Raw genomic sequence first — 19,638 nt, forward strand, 5'->3', positions numbered from 1 at the left:
TGCCGTGCTTATGCACGACATCAGCCGCGCACACCAATGGATAGTTTAAATTTCAAACAAAAAGCAGCAAGAAGCTTTCTCTGCTTATTTATGCGATAATCGCTGTTCGCTAAATTTAGTCCGGTTTTTTATGCGACTGTGCAAACAATTTTTTCTCTGGATTCTGCTTGGTTACCATGCTTTTGCGCATGCAAACATCTATCAATACTTTGAAAATATTAAAACAGATCCCAATGCTCTTTATGCTTTCCTAAGAGCCATGCCTAAAGGTGGCGAATTACATTATCACCTCGCTGGTGGTGCTTATCCAGAAACCATGCTCTCTCTCGCTAGTCAGGGAGACTATTGCCTGGATAAAATGTCTTTGGGAATCAGTAAAACAACTGAGCGCTGTGTCGGCGTTAAAAGCGCTGAATTATTACAGCAACCCGCTCTCTATAATCGAGTGATTCGTGCCTGGTCATTGAAGGATTTCATACCGGGAGAAGAATCAGGGCACGATCATTTTTTTGCTAGTTTTTACAAGTTTATGCCGATTGTTTTTGCTTACCGACCACAACTTTTGGCTGAAATCATGCAACGTGCGGCAAGCCAGCATGAGCAATATTTGGAAATCATGATTCTGCCTGATAATGCACAATCAACGACCTTTGCTCCCCAACGCATTAGCCCCGCCAATTTTGCTGCAACCAGCCAACAATTACTTGCTGACAAAGCCTTTCAGGCAAATGTCAAACATACCATTGACGTGGCTCAAGAGCTTTTACAAAAAGCACGCAAGGACTTAGGTTGCGACAAAGCCCCCTTTCAGGATGTTTGTCAATTGACTGTTCGCTTTCAATATTATGTTTTGCGCGAGCAAGCGCCAGAAAAAGTATTTGCCCAAGCCTTAAATGCTTTTACCGCTGCGTCGCAGTCTAAAGAAATTGTAGGGGTTAATTTGGTACAGGCTGAGTCTGCACCTATTTCTTTACAAAACTATCATAAACAAATGGAGATTTTTTCGTTTATGCATCAGTTATATCCTAAGGTTCACATTGCCCTGCATGCTGGTGAATTAGCTCCAGAAGCCGTCTTACCGGAGGATCTGCGTTTTCATATTAATGAGGCAGTTACACTGGGTCATGCTGAACGTATAGGCCATGGTGTCGATATCGCCTTTGAAAATAATGCCGAAGCCTTGCTTAAGACAATGGCTAACAAACAGATTACCGTTGAAATCAACCTCACTTCTAATAAAAAACTCCTTAATATTGCCGGAAAAAAACACCCATTACGGTACTATTTAGCCCACAATGTACCCGTGGTCTTATCTACCGATGATGAAGGGATATTGCGTACTGATCTTACCCGTCAATATGTACAAGCCGTATTAAATCATGGGATTGATTACCCGACTCTAAAAATGATTAATCGCAACGCGCTCACCTATAGTTTTTTACCCGGTGAGAGCATATGGGCTGATGCAGCAACAGCAAAACCAGTCGATGCCTGTAAAAACTTAAATAGCCCAACCTGCCTCGAATTTATTGAAAAAAATGAAAAGGCAAGACTACAACAGCAACTGGAAAATAAGCTGGCTGCCTTTGAGAAAGGCTATAATTAGGGTTTAGTATCTCTTCTCTTATAACCTATGTGGATACATTTATAGCCTGGCTCACCCCATACTTAACAATGATTTATATTTTTTAAATTAATAACCCGATCAGCCATTTGAATTGTTTCTATGCGATGAGCAATGACAATTTGAGTAATTTTTAATGATTTTAAAGAACTATTAATGCTCTTTTCATTCACTACGTCCAAATGACTCGTTGCTTCGTCCAAAAATAATATTTTAGGCTTTTTATACAAGGCTCTGGCTAAGAGTATCCTCTGTTTTTGCCCACTGGATAGTGACAACCCCATCCCCCCGACCAGTGTTTCATACCCCATTGGCAATTGGCATATATCCTCATGGATAGATGCCAATTTTGCTACATGATACACTCTTTCCCGATCGACATTCTCATCAAAAAAAGAGATATTATCCCCTATTGAACCACTGATTAATGAATCCTCCTGCATCACACTGGCGATTAAATCTCTATAATTTTTTAATCCAAAATCTTTTATTGGTAGATTATCAATAAAAATTTCACCTTCAGTTTTATGAAGCAAACCCATCATTACCTTTAAGAGCGTAGATTTACCACAACCAGAAGGGCCAATAATAGCAATTTTCTCACCAGCTGCCACATCCAGGTTAATATCTTTCAAAACATATCTATCATTTTGGTTATATCTAAAAAAAATGTTTTTTAGAGTAAGTGCCCCTTTGGTTTGCTCTATAACTCCTGAACCTGTACCAATGACCTCTGGTTCATGGAATAAGATATCGCTTAATCTATCTAATTGAATGGAAATTAATTTGTAATCAAATATATTTTGAATCAATGAGGAGGTCTTGTTAACTAAGAGGAGGCGGTAAGACAGAAACGCCATTAACATGCCGATGGAAAATTTATTAACTAAAATAAGTTGCGCTCCTACAGACACAACTAAAATATGCTCCATACCAAATAACAATTGGCTAACCATACTATAAACATTATTAATCTTGGCAATTTTAAAATCCGCATTTAAAGAATTAATATATGAATTTCGCCAAATATTGAATCTTACTGACTCTTTTAAAAAAGACTTGATAGAAACGATACTTTGCAAGGTTTCTAGAAAGATAGACGATGATTTTGCATGCTGATAGATGGATGTTTCAGTTTGCCTTTTTACCCTATTGTACGTCAAATATCTTATAGCCAAATAGACTAATAAAGTAAAAATCACAATACTGGCAAGTAACTGACAATAAATCATCATGACAAATAGGTTGATTATAATGACTAATCCATCTAACACTGCATTAATAAAATCTGTACTAATTTTTCTTTGAATCTGATCGATAGACTGACATTTAGATTGAATATCTCCGTTATGTCTTTTTTCAAAAAAATCCAAGGGCAGTTTTAATAAATGTTTAACTAAATTTGCTGATAAATTCTCTGTCAAACTCATTGTTAAATAGATTACCATTCTTCCTCGAATATATTCCGTAAAAATTTGAATAAAAATCAATAAGCTAAAAGCAATGGCAATAACATATAAATTACCTATGTTACTGGAAATTATTACACTATCAGTAACGTATTGTATAAAGAGAGGATTTAATAAACTAAAAAACTCAATAGCCAAAGAAATTAAAATCAGGAATAGAATATAATTGTTAATCCCTTTAACTGTTTTAACCAAATCATATAAAGAAAGCTTGCTCTTATTCTTAATAGCCTGAAAATCGTTGGCTTTCGCAATCTCTAATGCTATGCCTGTAAACGAGTTAGAAACTTCTTCGATTGAACATTGTCGAATACCTAATGCAGGGTCATGAATGGTGATTGATCTTTTTCCAATTTTTTTCAGGACAACAAAATGATTCATATCCCAATGCAAGATTGCCGGTGTTTTTACCTTATTTAACTCCTCCAGTGAAACTTTCAATCCTCGTATCATGAATCCCAAATTTTCCAATAAATCTTTTATTTGCAATAAATTAATACCACGATTTGAAGGTCGACTTATTTTTCTAAGGGTATACAAATCAAGGTGGTGCCCCCAAAAATTAGCTATCATGGCAATACAGGCGTGCCCGCACTCACTCATTTCACTTTGAAGAATAATCGGTAATTTTGACCTGCTGTTTAATACCGGAACTTTCTTCTTCATGCAAATAACACCCCATAATAGCTATATAAAGGGTCTAGAATCCATTGCCATATTTTCCTTTTTTGACCAACGATAACAGCAGAGAAGGTCATTCCATGCTGTAGTCTTTTTTCCGCCCCATAAACGGTAACAAATTGCCTATCCAATTCAGCAGTAATTTTATAATAAGGCTCTCCTACTAGTATTGGTTTTTCCTCTTCTTCATCAGTTATAATGCTTTGGCTTATTTCCTTTATTGTTGCTTTATAAGTTCCAAAACGTTCGTAAGGATAGGCATCGTATCTAATAATAATTTTATTCTCTTTACTCAAGAATCCAGCTTTTTTCGCAGGAATAAAAAGTTCCGCTACCAAGTCCGTGTCACTTGGGATTATTTTGGCCAACGGTTTAGACAAATTGGTATATTGTCCTTTTTTATAAATAATGCTTGAAACGACTCCATCAATTGGTGAGCGAATACTATAAGACTTCCCCTGACGATACTTAATCATCTCGAGTTCAATAAGCGTTTTCTTATTTTCAATTTCTATCAATTCTTCTTGTTTTTCATTGTATGTTGTCCATGAGATATAGTGCTTTTCCAGTAGTTTTTTTAAGGCATGTAAATATTGATTTTTATAGTTAATTTCTTTTTTAACAAATTCTTTATTCTTTTTTAGACTTTTAAATAGTTCATGATCTTGGCTTTTATAGACGCCAGTATAAGAAGTATCAATCAAAAATAAATTCTCCCCTCTTTTTATTTTATCTCCTTGATGCCGATAGCTTTGAATAATTACACCATTAATTTTGGGATAAACTCGTGCTATCCCCTTGGTAGAATCAAGATAACCAGAAATAATAATTTTCTCAGAAAATTCAGCGAACACTATAAATAAAACAATGAGTAAGATAATAACCATGGAGCCAATTGCTATGAACCGGTATGAAACGGGCGTGTTAATTGATACAAACCCATAATTCTGATTTTTTTTACTCTCGATGACTTCTGCTCTAAATAGTGTTTTATCGTTCATTGGCTAATCATTAAAAGATTAAGTTAGTGGATTAATTCATCAAATTTAGTGTCCATGACCTAATAAATTGGTTAACCTTTCTAGGTAATTTCATTTAAATAGACATGCCTCTTTATTTTTTCCTTTTTAATTTTATTCACTTGACTAATAAATTGCTGGGTCGACAGTTGTTCCGGCCTATTTCTATATAGACAGAATAGGGGCTCGTCCGTCAAAAATTGAATCCATGTTTCTAGCATGTTTATTTCCGGATTAACCTCTTCTATCCAGAGAAATTGTCCTTGCTCATTTATCTCTAAAAAATAGAGTTCATTATCTGTCGATACTATAAAATCAAAACATCCAAAAACTATTCCCAGACATTTCATAAATCTTTTAATTTTATGCATGGTATTTTGATCAAGAATATAGGGTTTAATCTTCAGCTCCTGATTAGCAATCCTGCGCCAATCAATTCTACCCTTTTCATGCTTTTGGGAGTCTATTTTTACCGCAACTACTTTTTCACCAAAGCAAGTCACTCTTAATTCATATTTCTTTTTTATTTCTACCTGGAAAATTCCAGGTACTAGTTGCAATAACTCATCGTTAGGAAATTGGCTTTCATGAACTCTTGCAGTATACATTGCCCTTACACCATTTTCGTTTTTCCAGTAATTAGGTAGAAAAGATTTATAAATCACTCCCCTATTTTGGAATTTTTTGGTAAATCCTTTTATGTGTAAAGGCGAATTTGACATTAAGGTAGTTGGAATTTTGAATCCACACTGTGAAGCTATTTTTAATTGACTGGCTTTTGAGTTTGCTCGTCTTTGTGTATCAAGAGGATTAATCCAAAAAGCATCTGGTGCAATTATCGTCGATAAGGATTCGAAAAACGCTATGTTTTCTTTACGCGCGCATTTGCGATCTTCTACCTGGATTGCATCAGGGATATAGGGAAGTCTTGCTCTACGCCACCATACTATATCAAAGGGATTGGTTTCCAAATCATATAATTCATCACTTATTCCCGATTCTGGTATCCACTCAAGACCACCATTATTAATATAAATACTGTTGGCTTGTCTTGAAGGCATGTCAGCTGTATACCAAAGTGTACAAGCATAACCTTTTTGCTCAAGTGCTAATTTGGTTATAATCGCGTGCGCATCATCTGGTTCTGTGGCGATTAATAAATTCATTCGATTTCCCTATAGTAGACTTTCAATAGTGCTTATTTCCGTATAAAAATTACAAATAATATCTAATCTAATCCTGAATATGATCCGTGCTAATATCGCAAGGGTCTGGATAACAACCAGATATTTCCAACGTATTCTGCCTACTGCCAAAATTAGAGCCTCCAGTTACACTCTCAAGCTCTTCATTGCTAATCTCAACGGCCAATCCATAAGCTAAAACTCGCTTTTTCATATCTTCCATTTTTATTCCTTATTGTTATATAAAATCATTGTTCTGAATCCAATTAAAATAAATCATTTAGACCAATCCAATTTGAGCTGATTTCAACCATTTTTTCCAGGCAGCTATATTACTTTCACCAAAATCTTTTCCACTTACTTTTTTTAGAATTAGATAAGCTATATCATGGTTGTTGGGCTGCTTAAGTTTTAAGATAGCCAACAGATTTTCACCTCCCTTTTGAATAATAATTTTTTTTTCATCTTGAGATTCCGCTGCTTTTGCCAGTACACCAAGAGCCTTGTTTCTGTCTGTCGTTTCTGGAGAAGCTAACAAATCTAAAAAAGGTAGAACATCAATATGGTCGATTTTTGCTTTAAACATCGTCGCGGCAATAACTCTAATTACATTATTTCGAACACCACTATCCCTATCTTTAACGTGCCTCATTAAGAGGGAAATAATCTCATTAGGATCCTTAAAATGCCCCAGCAAAAAAGCAGCAGCAGCGCGTCTTGATGGATCAGGATCATCATTTAATGTATTGATAATTAGTTTTTTCTCTTTAATAGCACCTGTATTAAAAATTTCTAAGTAAGGCTTTAATTTAGGATGGTGAAATCCACTGATGCAATGATAAACAGGACAGGAAATATCTTTTAGATTTAATTGATTGTTAATCATTAATTGAAACTCAAGATTACAAAAAGTGATCATTTGATTAATTAAATCATCTTTTAATTTATAATTTTTTGCATATTCTGCATTTATATAGCGCAGTCTTTCGGGTTGATCTTTTTGAACGATTTCTATCGTAGTATATTGATTTTTATTTCCAGGGTAAAAAATTGTATTAAAATCCACATGCAAGAAATCACCTTCATTCTTGATTTCATTTAACAATGCTTTCTTTTTTAAAAGAAGGTTGTCCAAGTCTCTATCATTGTTTTTTTCACGCCTTCTATTCAGAAATAAGCCCTCAATAGTGGCAACTCTATTTGCATATTTCTTTATTATTTTCTCTGATTGCTTTTCGTCAAGTCCATAAATATCGACTATGCTATTTGCTTCAATAGTCAATGAACATAGAAGACTTAGTGTTAATAGTAATACCCTTTTCATTATTTTACCTTATTCGTTATGCATACTTTTGCAATTTAAATCGATGTGGCGTTGCCTGTTTTGCGTTACTATGTCTTTCATTTCCACTCTATAATCATTAATTGCATGATTAAATTTTTTTGGATTCCATCTAAATGTCTTAGACTTATTGATAAGAAAATTAGTAAAGATATCCAACATAGGAAAATGCGAGCTATATTCTTCTAGCCATAGAAATTGGCCTTGCTCATTGACTTCAAGAAATACATAATCTCCTTTCGGAGTAACAATAAAGTCAAATGCACCAAACACTATTCCTATTTTTTGCATAAATTGACGTATTTTATTCTCCAGCTCATAAGGCAATTTATAAGGTTCTATACTCATTTTTCCTTCAGGAATTGCACGCCAATCGATCTTTCCCTCCGGATGAATTTGAGAGTTTAATTTTGCTGCAACGATATAATCACCAAAACAAGTAACCCTTAACTCATATTCTTTCTTAATTTCTTTCTGAAATATCCCCGGTACAAGTTGTAATAATTTATTGTGCGGCAGATCCAGAAAATTTATTTTGCTTGTGTAAGCAATTTTAATTTTATTTTCTTCAAACCAAAAACTTGCACAAAGAGGTTTATAAACCACCCCTTCCTCTTCATGTTTTAATAGAAAATATCGGATATCCTTGGGATCATTCGAACAAAGTGTAGTCGGAATAATCATCTCACATTGATTGGCAGTCTTTAGTTGTAGAAGCTTTGAATTTGCCCTAATCGCTGCTTCTTTTGAATTAACCCACCAAGCCCCTGGAGCCATACAGAAAGTTAATGACTCATAGAATAGGTGGTTTTCTCTACTAATAAATTTATAATCTTCTGGATGAGTTACATTCTTTGCAACGTAGGGTTTTCGTGCGCGCCGCCACCAGAGAACATCGTAATCATTATCTAAAATACTGCTGTATTTATCAGTACTTTTCCATTGATATCCATCCCTATCAATAAACAGGGAATTTTTTTGTTTGCTTGGTTGGTCAGCTGTAAATAAAAGTCTGACATGATGCCCCATTTTTTCTAAGGCAAGTTTTACAAGAATAGCATGCGTGTCATCTGGTTCTGTAGGAATTAAGAATTTCATTATTTTTCTCACAGCTGCATAGAGCCTCGCTTACATAGAGCCCCTTTAAACGGGGCCTCTAACCTAACTACCAGTCAATGCTTTGATCATACCAAGCATCTACACCTTGCCCGCTTCCTCCTGTTCCTTTCACCGTTTCTGAATGAGTAAACGTTGCCGCATAACCTCCAGATACGTTAGCCAATTCATCATTATCTATTGTTTTTGCCAGCGTATAAGCAAAAACACGTTCTTTGCTATCTGTCATTTTTCCTCCTCTTATTTAACAAATCGTTTCCTTACTTCATCCAGCCTCTTTTTGAACAACTTAAAGATTCAATAGAATTGTTTCACCTACGGATAATCTCATATTATTATTAATTTATTCGTAATGATCATTTTTTTATTAATTTATTATTCATATTTATTCATTTAATGATCTTTTTTTGCTTTTGTCAATCTTTTATGAATAAATATATTTATAAGAAGATGGAGGGCTTTATGGCCGAAAGTACGACAATAAGTAATAATTTAAGACATTTACTAACGCTGCATGGGGAATTATCATTGAGTGAATTGGCCAGACAAACAGAGATTCCTCAACCAACATTACATCATTTACTCAATGGTACTACTAAAAAACCAAGGCGAGTGGTACTAGAACGACTCGCAAATTTTTTCTCTGTGTCAATCCCGCAATTAACTGGCTTATTACCTTTGGATCAAGGCATACCTGATTCAATTAAAAAAAGTTTGAATATTGCAACCATTCCAGTTATTAGCTGGGCAATGGTGTGTCATTGGCCACAAATTGAGAGAACATCCGCAAAACAAATTATTCTGGACAAAGAAGCTGGTGAGCATTCATTTGCTTTACTGATGGAAAGCAACCATATGGAACCTCTTTTCCCAGAAAATTCCATACTGATCTTTGATCCGGAGAAAAAACCGCGCGATAGGGATTTTGTCCTTATTCAAAAAGATAATAATTTGATATTTAATAGATTATTTATAGAAAAATCGGAATTATACATCAAACAAGATCAAGCGGACGGAAATATGAAACTGATTAAAATAAAAGAAAAAACAGATAAAGTCATCGGCACACTGATTGAGGTAAGATTACAATTTTAGTGACTTAAAATAATAGCTCCCGCTTTTTGTACGCCCGGCCCATTCCTTCCGGGCGGTTTTATAGCTGAAAACAAACGCTGAAATTAACAGGATTTCAGCTCACCATACTAATCATCCTTCGCAAGTACATTCTGAATCTTATAATAGTCACTTAGTTACAGTTTTTTAAGTACAAGAAATATGATAAAAAAGCGGAGCTCTAAATTTATTTAAGGACATCAGGATGAGACGCATGTTGTTTTGGATAATCGGCTGTACTTTAACAGTTTTTACAACCTGCGCTTTTGCTGCATTTGCACTGTCTCATGGTGAAACCATACATGCCCCCTGGCTTGTTGCTGCGGCATGTATGATTTTCTTTATCGGTTATCGCTACTACAGTCGCTTTCTCGCCAATAGTGTGCTTTTACTTGATGCAAAGGCTCCTACACCAGCGGTGCGCCATAATGATGGCCTGGATTATGTTCCAACCAATCGCTTTGTGCTTTTTGGGCATCATTTTGCTGCCATTGCCGGAGCGGGCCCTTTAGTTGGACCTGTCTTGGCAGCCCAAATGGGCTATGCACCTGGCCTATTGTGGATTTTAGTTGGCGTCGTCTTGGCTGGCGCGGTACAAGACTTCTTTATTTTAGTGATTTCCATGCGCCGTGACGGTCGCTCGCTAGGGACATTAATTCGTACAGAGTTGGGCTGGTTACCAGGTGTTGTAGCACAATGTGCAACCTTTATGATTATGGTAATCATTTTAGCGGTTCTGGCCCTGATTGTAGTGAAAGCACTCACTAATAGTCCATGGAGCCTGTTTACAGTAGGAGCAACCGTACCCATCGGTCTGTTTATGGGAATTTATTTGCGCTATCTACGGCCAGGATGTGTGACCGAAGTTTCCATCATCGGATTTGTGTTACTTTTTCTGGCAATTATGTTGGGACGACAAGTCAGTGAAAGTGCTCTGTGGGCACCTTGTTTTACTGCAAGCGCTGAAGAGTTAGTGTGGTTGTTAACAGGTTATGGTTTTGTAGCAGCTGTATTACCAGTATGGCTTCTTCTAGCACCAAGAGATTATTTGTCCACCTTCTTGAAAATCGGTACGATGTTGGCGTTGGCCTTAGCCATTCTGCTCGTAGCCCCCACGCTCAAAATGCCTGCCTGGACTCATTTTATCAATGGCTCAGGGCCGGTATGGGCAGGAGGCTTATTTCCATTTTTGTTTATCACAATTGCTTGTGGGGCAATATCGGGTTTTCATTCTTTAATTGCCTCAGGCACTACGCCCAAAATGATAGCCAATGAAACTGATGCGCGATTTATTGGTTATGGCGGTATGCTAATGGAATCCTTCGTTGCAATCATGGCACTGATTACTGCATGCTGTTTAGAGCCTGGTGTTTATTTTGCAATCAATAGCCCACCGGCTTTAATTGGAACCACAGCCCAACAAGCCGCAGAAACCATTTCACAATGGGGATTTACTTTAACTCCCGACATGTTAACAACGACGGCAGAAACAATTGGTGAGCAAACTATCTTATCTCGTACAGGAGGTGCACCAACGTTAGCCATTGGGATCGCACAAATTTTCTCTCAACTCTTTGAAAACAAGGCCATGCTCGCATTTTGGTATCATTTTGCCATCTTGTTTGAGGCTTTATTTATTTTAACTGCCGTGGATGCAGGAACACGCGCAGGCCGTTTTATGCTGCAAGATTTGTTAGGCACCTTTTTCCCCAACATGCGACATACTGAGTCATGGCCAGCAAATGTATTGGCTACAGGAATTTGCGTCGGTATGTGGGGATATTTTCTGTATCAAGGGGTTATCGATCCCTTGGGAGGCATTAATAGCTTATGGCCTTTATTTGGCATAGCCAACCAAATGCTTGCTTCGATAGCATTAATTCTTGCAACAGTAGTCCTGGTAAAAAGGAAACAAGAGTGCTTTATCGCCATAACCCTGGCACCCACAGTTTGGCTACTCAGTTGCACCCTGACTGCCAGTTGGCAAAAAGCATTTTCAATTAATCCTAAACTTGGTTTCCTTGCTCACGCTAACCAATACCAACAAGCCATAGAGAAAGAAATCGTTCTTGCACCAGCAAAAAATTTAACCCAAATGCGCCAAATTCTATTCAATGATTACGTGGATGCTACCTTGACTATAGGGTTTGCAGTTGTTGTGTTGTTTCTCTTTTTTTGGGGCCTTCGTCATATCTACCTTATGCTGAAAAATCGCCTCCCACGCGACAATCATTTTGAGGAGACAGGCCTTATGAAATGTGAATCACAACCAACACGCTGCTGTTAGACTATTTGGCTTGCGCATTTGATTGCGCAAGCCACCGCTTAATTTTCGTAAAAAAATTTTTATCCTCCTACCATGCAGCACCCGTTATTCGTCATTCTATTTTAAAAAATATCCTCAAGTCGCTCTGGTATTAAAGCATTACAAGGTGCACTTGATGATAAAACCATGCAACATTTAAATTATCTTGGTAGACCTAATCCACAAAAAGTCATTCAGGATTTTTAGTGGAGCAAAAACTCATTTAAAATTAGACGGTAGCCGTCTTCGGAAACCCGCTACAGAAAGAGAAGTGCAAGGAGACGGAGCGTACATGTAAAGTACACGAGAATTCGAGCACCGTATCGACGAAGTCATTCTCTCTCTGCAGTAGCGTCTAGTATGCTATCCCATCGTTAATGGCGAAATTGCTTTCTCACACAGCTTACGCAGTGCACTGGATAGCTGACGTAGTCTGGGTAGCTCTTCCTCACTGATATTATATTCTTCTGCCAACCTGACAGGCTCAGTGAAGCTTAACCAAACTTGACCGAAACTATCTTCTGTCGCCATGATGCGGAGTGGTAAATCCAAAGCGAAAGCAGGATTCGTTTGCATAAGCAAAGTCCCTTTCGCAGGATTGCCTACAATTAACACTTCCGTGTTGGGAAGCTTTTCGCCGACTTTTTTTGCCTCTGCACTGTGAGAGATGTGGGCAAAAATCGTACCGCCTTGAGCCTGAATAATTGTCTTTACCCGTTCCAGTGTTTTAGACACTGCATAAGGGCTTTGCAACGTTTCAGACCATGCAGCCCCCTGGAGTACGGCACCCAATTTTGGATCAAAAGCCGCTGCGATTTTTCGCCCCAAGATGTCTAAATCCAGCAAATTGTCTTTGTTGGCTAACAGGGTTACGCAGACTAACTCTGAAGCATCTGTAAAGCGGCTTAAAAAAGAAGAATAACCGGGAATATTGCCTTTAATTTCCATTAAGCCTTTATGACCTGGAAAAAACCAGCCGCCGTTGCCCGGGATCATTTCGCCATCGTTCAACGTGGTAGGATTGTAGATGAAGTTTCTATTTTCTGGATCTTTTAACAGAATACCACCAGCAAGCCCTATATCCCAAAGACTGATATCCTCTGCTGAAGCAACAATACCACTGTCTGCATAAGTAGCGGACCAGGTTAGTTGTGCACTCGGCGCAAGCGATCCATCCTTGTCAACATAACCTCTAGCTGGTTCAGTGGGGTTAACAAAGACAGGATTTTGCAAAAATTGCTGATGCTTAAATGGCGTGGAACCATTATTAACTTCATTTTGTACGGTAGTCATATTGGATACAAAAAAAGTATGTTTTAGACCCATGCGCTCGATTTGATTTTTAGTCACATAGTCTTGATAAGAAATGCCACTGGCTTTTTCAATAATCTTACCTAATAAATAATGGTCGGTAGCGCTGGGATTCATTTTAGAGCCAGGTGAAAATAGCAAAGGTTTCTTACCCAATAACTGTATAAAATCAGTCAAGGAATAGTCTTTGCTAAAATCAAACGATTCGTCACTATAACTTGGCAAACCGGAGCTGTGCGATATTAAATGACGAATGGTTATAGCAGACCACGCTTCAGGGAGATCAGAAAAATAAGCCGTCATTGAATCTTCGAGTTTAAGCTTACCTTCTTCTTTCAGTTGTAGTATTGCTACTGCGGTATAAGCGTTACTTAATTGCCCTACATTGAACACAGTATTCGAAGCAACGAGACGTTTTGTCTCTCGGTCAGCCAATCCATACCCTACAACACGCGTGATGTAAGGTGCCTGGACAATGGCCAGAGCCATCCCGGGTACATTATTATCCTGCATATATTGGATAATTAAATCATCAACGGATTGTCCCTTATAAAGACTGTGGTAATCCCCACGACCTGTAGCATTTAGTTGCTCTTTTGTCATCATGCACTCCCTGTAAAAGCGTTGTTAAAATGCCCCCTCGAATTTGGTTCTATTAGGCACATTTATAAAACTTTAAATCAGATTTTGAAATCCAACAATAAAAGCAGCCCATACACCCACCAAAGTATGAGAAACACTGACTCCAATTAAAGAATTCTGTCGAGCATACAACCATCCCCAAAAAATACCCGGGATGAAAGTTGAGAGCGCAAACCCCAGAGAGGTATGTGAGTGGACACTTGCAAACAGAAGATTAGAAATAATGATAGCCTTCCATTTTATTGAAGTTTGCGTACCATCCAGTAAATTTTGTAATGAAGATTGAATGCACCCTCTGGTAATAAATTCTTGCACTGGGCAAAAGATTATATAGAGAAACATAAAGAAAAAATAAGAATGCCAGCTAAATTCCGCCCTGTTTTTAAATGGGGCGGTATGGTCAAATAAAGGAAAATTATTCAACGAAGGTATATGAGTTATCAGGAGCCATTTAATAAATACAATCATCATAAGAATAGGGATAGTAAACAGGATCCCTTCGAAAAAATTTTTTGCCGCATCCTTGCGTGTGATACCGTAAAAACTATAGGGACTACCACTTTTTTTAACTACCGAAAAAGCAACCAGGGTAAAAATAACTATTATTGCCAAGCTCGGTATTGTAGTGCTTGAAAAATAACCCTCGCTCTTTTCAATTAAATTTAAAGATAACGCATAGAGAGATAACAGAATGAGTACTCTAATAAAGAAAATACTCATGACATATTTACTTTGCAGTGCTTTTACAGTGACTTCGTTGGTATAACGCAGGCGATGAGCGATTTTACGATTCAACGCATTGGCCATTTTATTAAACAAGGGAGCCAATTGAGGGTTTTCGCATAATTTATCAAAATCAAATTTATATAAGACACAGGGTGTTAATGTAATCACTGAGGCAGAACGGGGCTCCCTATCGATAAGAGCCATTTCCCCTATGCTCTCCCCCTCGGTTAACTCAGCGATTATATGCGTTTTTATCCCAGAATTTTTTACTATCGCCACCTTTCCCTTATCAAGATAATAAAAACTGGATTCATGCAAGCCTTCTTTAATGAAAAGACTATTTTCTTCAAGATGAATCAATTCTGCTGCGTTGATAAGTTCCTGCAACTCATCCTGAGTTAAATCGGAAAAAACACTTTGCTTCGGTGAGCGTACCATTATTTGCCTTTGAGCTGGGCTTTTTTATCTATTATAGTCATTAGGTGTATTTATTTCTGATCATAGTTAATTTTCTCTTTATAGAAACTAGTCCAGCATACCACCGACCTAGCCATAATTTATCGACAATTATGGGTATAACCCTGCATTATCACTATCTAAAAATTCTTCTCATTGCGGTATATCCATTTCTCTTTTCAGCAACTCATCCGGATCAATTTTATATTCCATAATATCGCCTGGTTGGCAGTTTAAATAAGCGCAAATAGCTTCAAGCGTTGAAAACCGTATGGCTTTAGCCTTTCCATTCTTTAAAATGGATAAATTGGCCTCGGTAATCCCTATGGCCTCTGCCAACTCTTTTAATCGACATTTTCGTTTTGCCATCATGACATCCAAATTAACAATAATTGGCATGGTAATATCCTTAAATTGTTAATTGAGAATCGGATTTCAATTGATTGGCTTCCTTAAGAATCCACGAAGCAACCAAAATAATAAAGGCTGTAATCAAGGTAGATACATTGGTTGTACCCAATGTAATACTTGCAAAACGCTCTCCAGGCGGGTTATTGAAACTTAGTGCAACAGTTATTAATGGCTGGTAAATTAATTGGACCAATTCTCCCAATATCATGTAAATACTAATACTTCTAATCAATATAATATTTTCTTCTTCAAATAAATCTCCCTTTTCATATAGACCAAACAGTTTAGCCAACTTGTGGCAAATCATGACTGTTATTGATAATGGCAAGAATTGAATTGCTAAAATCACTAATCGATGTGTTAGTGAATAATTAGAAGGATCCTGGATATGTGTTGATGAAATGATCGAAGCCCATGCTCCCCAATTAAGCATGTCTTCGATGTGAAACAAACTCAGGAAGACTGTAGCAATAGGGATGAGCCAACAAAGAATCCTGAAAAAAAGATTAAGAATGTGACTTGTAAGTTGTATTTTTTTCATATCAACGGTTCCTTAAAATTAATCTGTGGCACTAGTATATATAAAAATTATTGTTTATCAATAAATAATTATTGTTAATTTATAAAGAAGAATTACCTCGTAAAGAAGTAAGACTGCGCTTGTCCCTCTTAATAGCGCAGGAGCAGTTATTGGCAGGAATAAATAATTTTCCTCAAGTTAAGCTATTACTTGCCAGCGGCTTGCAACAGGACTATATTTTTTACCTCTCCCTCTAAAACAGTAAGAAATGGCTAAAATTGCACTTTACCTGGCAGGCGGTGGAGCTCGAGGAGCCTATCAGGCTGGGGCTCTCAAAGCGATTAGTACCATTACAAATGCAAAAAAGATTCCTTTTAATATACTCACCGGAGCCAGTGTCGGCAGTATTAATACTGCTGTGTTAGCTGAAAATGCGCTGGATTTTTCTGCTAGCGCCAGCAAGTTAAGTGAATTATGGGGTGATATTACTTGTCCGGAAATTTTTAAAACAAGCAATTATGCACTCAGTAAAACAGCCATGCGCAACATGAGCAGCATGTTTTTTAAACAACGCCTTTTAGGACATATTCTTGATACAACGCCCTTGCGCGGTTTCCTCAAAAGAGTGATCGACTTCGAGGACGTGAACAATGCCATTAAGAATAAACACATTGAAACGCTTGAAATCATCAGCAACTGTTATGAAACCCAAAAAACCATTTCTTTCTATCAACACCATTCAGAGGATTTTGAAGATTGGGATCATCCCCTGCATATTAGTCAACGCATCAATCTGGAAATGGAATATTTTCTCGCTTCTACAGCACTGCCCCTGTTCTTCCCGCCTTCAAAAATAGATGGTTTTCATTATGGAGATGGTCATTTAGGGTTAGAGGCTCCTCTACGCGGCGCAATCCATTGCCAGGCAGACAAAATATTAGTAATTGGAAATCGGCAATTAAGAAAAGGTACTCCTGAAAAAATACGGGATGGTGACATCGATTTTTCACGTGTTTTAGGGGGGATGATCAATGGCTTGTTTTTAGATAACCTCGATCGTGATATTGAACTGATCAATCATATGAACAATATTGCCAGTCTGGTACCACCGGAGAAAAAACAGCAAGCATCCTGGCGAACTGTTCAGATTTTACATTTACGGCCTAGTCTAGATATAGCTACGATTGCTCAATCTCATTACAACAGTATCCCGCTCTTATTACGCCTGCTGCTTAATTTTCTTGGTGCTAAACGCCATTCCGGTGATTTACTAAGCTTCCTTTTATTCGAAAGAGAATTCACCCGCGCATTAATCAAACTGGGCTTTGACGATACAATGGCCATAAAAGATTCTGTCGCGGACTTTTTTGAAGCCTAGAAATAAATAACACAGATACTTAGACTTATTGATTGATAAGAATTAAGTGGAACTGACAGTTGAAAGATTCACCCAATTTTTTAGCTCCTCACTGAAGCCGCTCAATCCTGTTTGGCTAGATCACTGTACAACAAAATTAGAAAATCCAAGGACAAATTAATCCCTGATGCAGCGCGCGAGAGGATGATCACCCTTTAATTGTCAAATAATGATCACGCTGTTAAAATTACGATCTTTTAGAATGGCTTTTAAGATGTACCAGTTTTTTACGCGAGAAGATTTTCCAACACAACAATTCGATTATTCCGATAAAACCTATAAAGTCGGTACCGGTCAAGGTGCAATACTCCAAGCAAATGATGACTATCAGAATGTATTAACCACAGGCTTGCGTACCTGTGTTGCATTTGCATTAATTAATCCGGCTGAAAAATCAGCGCTTCTTATTCATTTTTTTAATCAATCTCAAATAAAAAGTGATTTAAGCAAGCTTGTTACATCATTTATTAAGAATACGGAGAATAAATCAGAATTAATCTGTTTGATTGCAGGAGGGCGAGCTTTCAATGACGCCTCTGAAGGCATGTGTGATCTGCTAATAAAGTATGTTAAAGAAGAGTTATTAAAACTAACCTCTCAGATCAAACTTGAAATCAATGCACCCATCGTTGCTAACGATGATGACACTTTATCTTTACTAATCGATTTAGAAACGGGACAATCAGCGATGTCGTTTAGTGATGAAGAATCTAATGAGGATAGTGAACTATCATTAGATAAAATTGACTTTATTGATCTCAGGGATAGTGAGCTCCCAACACTACCTATGTTATTCGGGTGTTGTTGATATACTGCTCCCTCAGAACCGTGGTATCTTCCTTGGCTTGTTGAAAGATTTCGGGATGAACAAAGGTTAGTAAGTGCCCCTCCCCACCCACAGGCTGCCAGATAGGTATCGAGCGACCCAACTGGTGCAGAAGGCGCCGTAGCAGGCGCCAGCCATGCAAGTCACCTTCATCAAGCGCACCCCGGAGATGTAGTAGGCAGCACCAGTGCCCAGGGTCCCCTTCGGAAATGCCGGTAACAGCGAACACTAACCCCATAGACTTAGTGGAAAGCTATCTTTATCAACTTGCCATTGCTCATCATAAGAAAAAGAAGAAACTAAATTTTCATCACGCGAAAAAATACCAACCCTTTTATTTTCATAGAACACCTAAAGTGCTTTCATTGTTCCATCTCGATAATTTTAAAACCTGAACTTTAGACATTTTTAAAATTGTTGATAGTTGGGGCATCAGATTGTGCGAGTTCAATACGACTAATGCCATTATGAGAAAGATTGCAAAAATCCGCTAAGGATTTTTGAGTTAATTTAGCCTTTTCTTCAAATATTTCTTATTATAGTGAGAATTATTTTGAAAAAGACTCAAAAATCGGAAAAATACACTTTAAATGAGAATTTCACTCCGATATAGACTAGCTCAATTGCTTTATCCTTCTTCGCGAACTATCTGCACAAAAGACCCTAATGAGAGTTTGTAAGATATTTCTCACATTATTTACCTGGTTTGTCTTAATGACGCGCATAAGCAATTAAGTCATACTGGCACTATTGGAAGTTGCAAATATCCAGGACATGATGTCCGGGAAAAGGGAGCCAGCACAGGATGTGCTGACACAGGAAGTGAAATTTGCAACTTACCAAACCAATTTAATCGTCCAGTACATTCTCCTTCTTAATCACCCCATAGCGAATACCTACAATAATTGCACTGGTTATATTCCTGCATCCTAATTTTTTAAAGATAGCTTGCCGATGTTGAGTCACTCGCCGCATGGAGACATTTAAAAAACTGGCAATTTCTTTAAGCCCTTTGCCCTGGGCGGATAAGTAAAGACATTGTTTTTCCTGCTCACTTAAACGTAAATCGAAATGAATCGGTAGTCTTATCCACGTGTTAGAAAGAAGTGCCTGGATTTCGGCTAGCTGTTTGTGGGTAGGATGACTATTCCCTAAATAGTCCAGGTAATTTTTTGCAAAGACTTTAAAGAAGGGACTATCCATTAAATTCGTTTCCCTTAAGGTTTCTTGCTTTGTTTTCACCATTATTCTTTCCTTTATTTTTTTAAAGGTGTGACTTAGCACAGGAATTATTGAAAAAATAATCCCTGTGTCTCTAGTCGCTGAAATGATTAAGATTTTTGGTTAATAGCGAATTAACAGCACGCTATAAACCATGCTCTTAAGGTTCAACCGGTGTAAATAATGGGAAATTTTGGCGGCTTCTTACGGACATGCCATTGAAATACAAAACTGAAATAGACTAAGATTCGTTTA

At 37.4% G+C, this 19,638-nt stretch carries 19 protein-coding genes; 5 read left to right on the plus strand and 14 right to left on the minus strand.

Annotated features, from left to right (window positions below; translation table 11 throughout):
* The first annotated feature begins 130 nt into the window (after positions 1–130).
* Entirely contained in the window at positions 131–1,606 is a 1,476-nt protein-coding gene (locus tag Lfee_RS11120) for an adenosine deaminase family protein (RefSeq protein ID WP_058446792.1), read from the plus strand.
* 62 nt (positions 1,607–1,668) lie between these two features.
* Here Lfee_RS11120 and Lfee_RS11125 read toward each other — a convergent pair whose 3' ends face one another.
* From Lfee_RS11125 to Lfee_RS11150, 7 genes are all read right to left on the minus strand, one after another.
* On the minus strand, positions 1,669–3,759 hold the full coding sequence (locus Lfee_RS11125; RefSeq protein WP_058446794.1) for a peptidase domain-containing ABC transporter: 2,091 nt from the start codon (positions 3,757–3,759) through the stop codon (positions 1,669–1,671).
* Positions 3,756–4,775: an HlyD family secretion protein gene (locus tag Lfee_RS11130; RefSeq protein WP_058446796.1), complete on the minus strand. Its 1,020-nt coding sequence runs from the start codon at positions 4,773–4,775 to the stop codon at positions 3,756–3,758. The genes Lfee_RS11125 and Lfee_RS11130 overlap by 4 nt, the downstream gene beginning before the upstream one ends.
* Positions 4,776–4,855: 80 nt before the next feature.
* Positions 4,856–5,959 carry a hypothetical protein gene (locus tag Lfee_RS11135; protein WP_058446798.1) on the minus strand — a complete coding sequence of 368 codons (1,104 nt, stop codon included), beginning with the start codon at positions 5,957–5,959 and terminating at the stop codon, positions 4,856–4,858.
* Between the two features lie 67 nt (positions 5,960–6,026).
* Positions 6,027–6,200: a hypothetical protein gene (locus Lfee_RS17050; RefSeq protein ID WP_156413387.1), complete on the minus strand. Its 174-nt coding sequence runs from the start codon at positions 6,198–6,200 to the stop codon at positions 6,027–6,029.
* A 57-nt stretch (positions 6,201–6,257) separates the two neighbouring features.
* A complete protein-coding gene (locus Lfee_RS11140) occupies positions 6,258–7,301 on the minus strand; it encodes a HEAT repeat domain-containing protein (protein ID WP_058446800.1) in 1,044 nt (347 codons plus the stop codon).
* A 9-nt stretch (positions 7,302–7,310) separates the two neighbouring features.
* The gene (locus tag Lfee_RS11145; RefSeq protein ID WP_058446802.1) at positions 7,311–8,417 is read right to left on the minus strand and encodes a hypothetical protein; all 1,107 of its coding nucleotides are present in this window, start codon (positions 8,415–8,417) and stop codon (positions 7,311–7,313) included.
* Positions 8,418–8,484: 67 nt separating this feature from the next.
* Entirely contained in the window at positions 8,485–8,664 is a 180-nt protein-coding gene (locus Lfee_RS11150) for a bacteriocin (RefSeq protein ID WP_058446803.1), read from the minus strand.
* A 233-nt stretch (positions 8,665–8,897) separates the two neighbouring features.
* Here Lfee_RS11150 and Lfee_RS11155 point away from each other — a divergent pair, with 233 nt between their 5' ends.
* Both Lfee_RS11155 and Lfee_RS11160 read left to right on the plus strand, forming a co-directional pair.
* Positions 8,898–9,530: a S24 family peptidase gene (locus Lfee_RS11155; RefSeq protein WP_058446805.1), complete on the plus strand. Its 633-nt coding sequence runs from the start codon at positions 8,898–8,900 to the stop codon at positions 9,528–9,530.
* 232 nt (positions 9,531–9,762) lie between these two features.
* Positions 9,763–11,835, plus strand: a complete 2,073-nt coding sequence (locus Lfee_RS11160) for a carbon starvation CstA family protein (RefSeq protein WP_269147460.1) — start codon at positions 9,763–9,765, stop codon at positions 11,833–11,835.
* Between the two features lie 381 nt (positions 11,836–12,216).
* On the opposite strand, the gene Lfee_RS11165 is transcribed toward Lfee_RS11160, so the two are convergent.
* The 4 genes from Lfee_RS11165 to Lfee_RS11180 form a co-directional block, all read right to left on the minus strand.
* Positions 12,217–13,770 carry a serine hydrolase gene (locus tag Lfee_RS11165; RefSeq protein ID WP_064088273.1) on the minus strand — a complete coding sequence of 518 codons (1,554 nt, stop codon included), beginning with the start codon at positions 13,768–13,770 and terminating at the stop codon, positions 12,217–12,219.
* 69 nt (positions 13,771–13,839) lie between these two features.
* Complete coding sequence (locus Lfee_RS11170; protein WP_058446809.1) at positions 13,840–14,970, minus strand: cyclic nucleotide-binding domain-containing protein; 1,131 nt, start codon at positions 14,968–14,970, stop codon at positions 13,840–13,842.
* A gap of 171 nt (positions 14,971–15,141) precedes the next feature.
* Entirely contained in the window at positions 15,142–15,387 is a 246-nt protein-coding gene (locus Lfee_RS11175) for a helix-turn-helix domain-containing protein (RefSeq protein ID WP_058446811.1), read from the minus strand.
* Between the two features lie 10 nt (positions 15,388–15,397).
* Positions 15,398–15,940, minus strand: coding sequence for a DUF2975 domain-containing protein (locus tag Lfee_RS11180; protein WP_058446813.1), 543 nt, complete (start codon positions 15,938–15,940; stop codon positions 15,398–15,400).
* A 247-nt stretch (positions 15,941–16,187) separates the two neighbouring features.
* Here Lfee_RS11180 and Lfee_RS11185 point away from each other — a divergent pair, with 247 nt between their 5' ends.
* Together Lfee_RS11185 and Lfee_RS11190 are read left to right on the plus strand one after the other, a co-directional pair.
* The gene (locus Lfee_RS11185; protein ID WP_058446815.1) at positions 16,188–17,297 is read left to right on the plus strand and encodes a patatin-like phospholipase family protein; all 1,110 of its coding nucleotides are present in this window, start codon (positions 16,188–16,190) and stop codon (positions 17,295–17,297) included.
* A gap of 241 nt (positions 17,298–17,538) precedes the next feature.
* Positions 17,539–18,144, plus strand: coding sequence for a hypothetical protein (locus Lfee_RS11190; RefSeq protein ID WP_146751406.1), 606 nt, complete (start codon positions 17,539–17,541; stop codon positions 18,142–18,144).
* 246 nt (positions 18,145–18,390) lie between these two features.
* On the opposite strand, the gene Lfee_RS17895 is transcribed toward Lfee_RS11190, so the two are convergent.
* The 3 genes from Lfee_RS17895 to Lfee_RS11195 all read right to left on the minus strand — a co-directional run bounded on the left by Lfee_RS17895 (position 18,391) and on the right by Lfee_RS11195 (position 19,407).
* On the minus strand, positions 18,391–18,513 hold the full coding sequence (locus Lfee_RS17895) for a HipA N-terminal domain-containing protein (RefSeq protein ID WP_370447012.1): 123 nt from the start codon (positions 18,511–18,513) through the stop codon (positions 18,391–18,393).
* Between the two features lie 47 nt (positions 18,514–18,560).
* Positions 18,561–18,692, minus strand: a complete 132-nt coding sequence (locus Lfee_RS17900; protein ID WP_112854787.1) for a helix-turn-helix domain-containing protein — start codon at positions 18,690–18,692, stop codon at positions 18,561–18,563.
* Between the two features lie 319 nt (positions 18,693–19,011).
* Positions 19,012–19,407: a response regulator transcription factor gene (locus tag Lfee_RS11195; protein WP_058446819.1), complete on the minus strand. Its 396-nt coding sequence runs from the start codon at positions 19,405–19,407 to the stop codon at positions 19,012–19,014.
* Between the last annotated feature and the right edge of the window lie 231 nt (positions 19,408–19,638).

The organism is Legionella feeleii, assembly GCF_001467625.1.
GTDB classification, from domain to species: Bacteria; Pseudomonadota; Gammaproteobacteria; order Legionellales; family Legionellaceae; genus Tatlockia; species Tatlockia feeleii.

Coding starts and splice junctions, on each gene's coding strand:
- Lfee_RS11120 (WP_058446792.1), top strand. CDS start 131: ATGCGACTGTGCAAACAATTTTTTCTCTGGATTCTGCTTGGTTACCAT.
- Lfee_RS11125 (WP_058446794.1), bottom strand. CDS start 3,759: ATGAAGAAGAAAGTTCCGGTATTAAACAGCAGGTCAAAATTACCGATT.
- Lfee_RS11130 (WP_058446796.1), bottom strand. CDS start 4,775: ATGAACGATAAAACACTATTTAGAGCAGAAGTCATCGAGAGTAAAAAA.
- Lfee_RS11135 (WP_058446798.1), bottom strand. CDS start 5,959: ATGAATTTATTAATCGCCACAGAACCAGATGATGCGCACGCGATTATA.
- Lfee_RS17050 (WP_156413387.1), bottom strand. CDS start 6,200: ATGGAAGATATGAAAAAGCGAGTTTTAGCTTATGGATTGGCCGTTGAG.
- Lfee_RS11140 (WP_058446800.1), bottom strand. CDS start 7,301: ATGAAAAGGGTATTACTATTAACACTAAGTCTTCTATGTTCATTGACT.
- Lfee_RS11145 (WP_058446802.1), bottom strand. CDS start 8,417: ATGAAATTCTTAATTCCTACAGAACCAGATGACACGCATGCTATTCTT.
- Lfee_RS11150 (WP_058446803.1), bottom strand. CDS start 8,664: ATGACAGATAGCAAAGAACGTGTTTTTGCTTATACGCTGGCAAAAACA.
- Lfee_RS11155 (WP_058446805.1), top strand. CDS start 8,898: ATGGCCGAAAGTACGACAATAAGTAATAATTTAAGACATTTACTAACG.
- Lfee_RS11160 (WP_269147460.1), top strand. CDS start 9,763: ATGTTGTTTTGGATAATCGGCTGTACTTTAACAGTTTTTACAACCTGC.
- Lfee_RS11165 (WP_064088273.1), bottom strand. CDS start 13,770: ATGATGACAAAAGAGCAACTAAATGCTACAGGTCGTGGGGATTACCAC.
- Lfee_RS11170 (WP_058446809.1), bottom strand. CDS start 14,970: ATGGTACGCTCACCGAAGCAAAGTGTTTTTTCCGATTTAACTCAGGAT.
- Lfee_RS11175 (WP_058446811.1), bottom strand. CDS start 15,387: ATGCCAATTATTGTTAATTTGGATGTCATGATGGCAAAACGAAAATGT.
- Lfee_RS11180 (WP_058446813.1), bottom strand. CDS start 15,940: ATGAAAAAAATACAACTTACAAGTCACATTCTTAATCTTTTTTTCAGG.
- Lfee_RS11185 (WP_058446815.1), top strand. CDS start 16,188: ATGGCTAAAATTGCACTTTACCTGGCAGGCGGTGGAGCTCGAGGAGCC.
- Lfee_RS11190 (WP_146751406.1), top strand. CDS start 17,539: ATGGCTTTTAAGATGTACCAGTTTTTTACGCGAGAAGATTTTCCAACA.
- Lfee_RS11195 (WP_058446819.1), bottom strand. CDS start 19,407: ATGGTGAAAACAAAGCAAGAAACCTTAAGGGAAACGAATTTAATGGAT.